4 protein-coding genes are annotated in these 2,977 nt (G+C 67.0%); all 4 read right to left on the minus strand.

The genetic code is table 11. From position 1 onward, the window contains the following. The coding region (locus tag MLGJGCBP_RS46495) for a M23 family metallopeptidase (RefSeq protein WP_236581176.1) at window positions 1-340 on the minus strand (340 nt) is incomplete at its 3' end. Between the two features lie 8 nt (window positions 341-348). Then, window positions 349-651 carry a transposase gene (locus MLGJGCBP_RS46500; protein WP_160097326.1) on the minus strand — a complete coding sequence of 101 codons (303 nt, stop codon included), beginning with the start codon at window positions 649-651 and terminating at the stop codon, window positions 349-351. Next, window positions 648-2,306: a hypothetical protein gene (locus tag MLGJGCBP_RS46505; RefSeq protein ID WP_236581177.1), complete on the minus strand. Its 1,659-nt coding sequence runs from the start codon at window positions 2,304-2,306 to the stop codon at window positions 648-650. Before MLGJGCBP_RS46505 ends, MLGJGCBP_RS46500 begins: the two co-directional genes overlap by 4 nt. 29 nt (window positions 2,307-2,335) lie before the next feature. Further along, a partial coding sequence (locus MLGJGCBP_RS46510) for an SCO6880 family protein (protein ID WP_328799551.1) occupies window positions 2,336-2,977 on the minus strand: 642 nt, incomplete at its 5' end.

Here is a 2,977-nt window from a genome sequence, read left to right on the forward strand (position 1 = left end):
CGATCTGGTGATCGAGGACGATCCAGTTCCCGAAACCGCTGGCCTGCCCGGCGGCGATGACCCTGCCTTCTGTGAACGCGTAGATGGGGGTGCCGACGTCCCCGGCGAAGTCGACGCCCTTGTGCTCGGTTCCCCACCGCGGCCCGAAGGGTGACGACAAGGTGGCCGTGCCGGTCTTGGTCGGTTTGACCAGCGACCCGGCCGGAGCGGTCGTCGCCGCACCCGGTCCTGCGGGAACGGCGCATTGGTTCTCATCGTCGGAGGCGATGATGACCAGGAGCATCACGATCGCGACCATCACGGCGACGGCTCCGGCGAGCACCTTCTTCGTAGCGTTCACAGCGGCAATCAGCCTCGCCCGTTGCTGCTCTGCAGCCGGTGCGAGAGTTCGGCGATCATCTCCGAGGCGGCGGCAAGGGCGGCGTCACGTTCGCGTAGCTCTCGTTCGAGATCCCGGCGCGGTGGCTTCGGCCCGCCGGGGTGTGCCTCGACCCAGTTGCGCAGTGTGTTCGGGTGCACGCCGGTGGCCTCGGCGACGAGCTGGATCGCCCGCCACCGGGAGGAGACGATGCTTTGCAGCTCGGAGACTTTCTTCACCGCGGCTGCCCGCAGTTCCGGTGAGACATCCCGGTAGCGGCGTTGTGGGATCACGCGGCGTCCTCCTGCGTCTCGTCGGCGATGTTGTAGCGGGCGTTGGTGTTGTGGATTCCCGATTCGATCTCGGCGCGGGTGAAGATCACGTGCACCGGGATTCCGGGGGCGCGTTCGTCGTCACCGGTCTTGATCAGCACGTTTCCGGTGCCGGGCGGCGGCGGCGCCGACTCACCTTCTCGGGGTTGATCACCGGTCATCGGCGGCGGGGAGGACCACTTGGTGACCATGTCGACCTCGGTGTCGGTGAAGGTGACGACCCCGTTGAGACGCTCGATTTCCTTCGGCGGGATCGGGCCGATGACCTTCACCCGGGCGCGTTCGAGGAATCCGACTGCGCGATCGGTGGTGGCTCCATCGGAGGCGGTGGTCAGGTCGGCCATCGAGTGGGTGATCATCCACAGCCCGACCGCGATCTGCCGGTTCAACCGGGTCAGCGCGTTGATCCGGTCAATCATGAAGGGCCCCAGACCTAACACATCCCAGATTTCGTCCATCACGGCTTCGAAGAAGCGTTGCGGGCCCAGGCCGGCATCGAACAGGGCGTGCGCGGCGTCGATCAATGCGAACCCGTCCGACCAGCACACCAGCATGACCGCCGCCCGCAACTTCTTGTCACCGTTGGGAATGTGGGAGACGTCGAAACCGATCGCCGGGTAGTCCAGGCTCAGCGGATTGGTGGTCTGCCCGTTGAAGATCCGACCGAATCGGCTGGTCGGGTTGACGAAGGCACGCAGGGACCGGCGCAGCGGCCGCACGGCTTCCCGATAGTCCTCGAGGGTGTCCACACCGGCGTCCTCGAGGAGCTGCGGGTGCCCCTCGACGATCACCTCGAGCAAGTTCTCCAGCAGCGGCGGCTCGGCTGGTGTGAAGCCCTTCTCGTTGAACAGGATCCCGATACTGGATTCGACGATCGACTCTTCCCAGTCCTCGAGTGCCTGCCCGCGCCGCAGTTCGAGCAGCGCGCAGGTGGTCTCGCTCTGGCGGCCGCGGAGCTCCTCGATCCAGCGCCGTTGCAGTTCCGGGAACGGGGCGAGCAGCGGGATGATCGATCCGAGCACACCGCCCGCCAGCGGGTTGATGTGTCCGAAGGCGTATCCGACGTCGACGACCGCGTCCTTACCGGAGACATCCTCGACCAGCGCCCGGTAGTCGGGCTTCTTGTCGGCGAGGAACAGGGCGGTCACGCCTTGGGCTATCGCACCGAGAATCACCTTGCGGACGAACGAGGACTTGCCGTAGCCGTTGAGGCCGAGAACGAACCCGATTGGCGCGGTGATGAAGCCGCGTCGGAACCAGTTCAGCAGCCCGAAGGAGACCGGTGCGTGGGTGACCAGGTGGCTGCCGATGACCGGGCCGACCGCCGGGGCACCCGCCCCGACCGACCATGGCCAGAAGGCGCCGGCGGCGTGCACGCTCGTCGACCGCAGCTCGGGTTGTTTGCCGACCGACGCCGCGCGGCCGCCGCCGGCGCCCCGGTACCCGCGGTCGGTGAGCTTGCGCCCGCCCTCGGTTTGGCTGGTTTCGCTTCGCTCGCGCACAGCAGCGTTGCGGCGGCGCCTGTCGTCGGTGCTGATCTTGAACTTGGCCCACGCCCCGCGCAGGCCACCGGCATAGACGTTGCCTTGGTACTGTGCCCGTTCCTCGGGCGTCATGATGCGAACCATCAGAAGGTGCCTTTCTCTTAGGCGGTCAGCGCCGACGGCATCGACGCATGATCGGGCAGCAAGATCCCGACGCCGAGCGAGGCGGCGAAGGCGGCGTCCTGGAACCGGTAGCAGCGGCGGACCTCGAGCTGGGTCTGGGCGGCCAGGTCGTTGATCAGTGCATCGACCCGGGGGATGTCGCCTTCGATGGGTTCGGTGACGGTGATCAGCACACCGATTCGGGTGGCGCCGTGGCCGCGGGCGAGTTCGTCACGCGAGCGTTCCGCGAGTTCGACATTGATCTGGGCGGCAGCCGAACCGATACCGCGGGTGCGGTTCTGAGCGGCGACGATGGCGTTGCGGTAGTCGTCATCGATGATTTTGACCGCGTCCGCGGCCCGGTGCGGGCGATAGACGATCGCCACGCGCTTACGCGGAAGGTCCGGGTGCGGGGCGATCAGACGGCGCAGGGCCGATTCGTCGACAGCGCTCTTCGGGCCTGCCTGCATCAGCCAGGTGACCGAGCGGCCACCGTCGTGCCAGTACTCCGCCCACTTGTTCTCGTGGGAGATGGGGCCGGCGTTGTCCCAGGTGATCCCGTGGTCTTCACCTCTGGCTTCGGCCCGTTCGACGATCTGCTGGGATGCCGGGTCGAAGGAGCGGCGCACCACACCGGTGAT

The organism is Rhodococcus sp. T7 (genome assembly GCF_009872365.1).
In the GTDB taxonomy this organism is placed as follows: domain Bacteria; phylum Actinomycetota; class Actinomycetes; order Mycobacteriales; family Mycobacteriaceae; genus Rhodococcus_F.

Excerpts from the sequence above, each read along its gene's own strand:
- MLGJGCBP_RS46505 (WP_236581177.1), bottom strand. The coding sequence starts at position 2,306 with ATGACGCCCGAGGAACGGGCACAGTACCAAGGCAACGTCTATGCCGGT.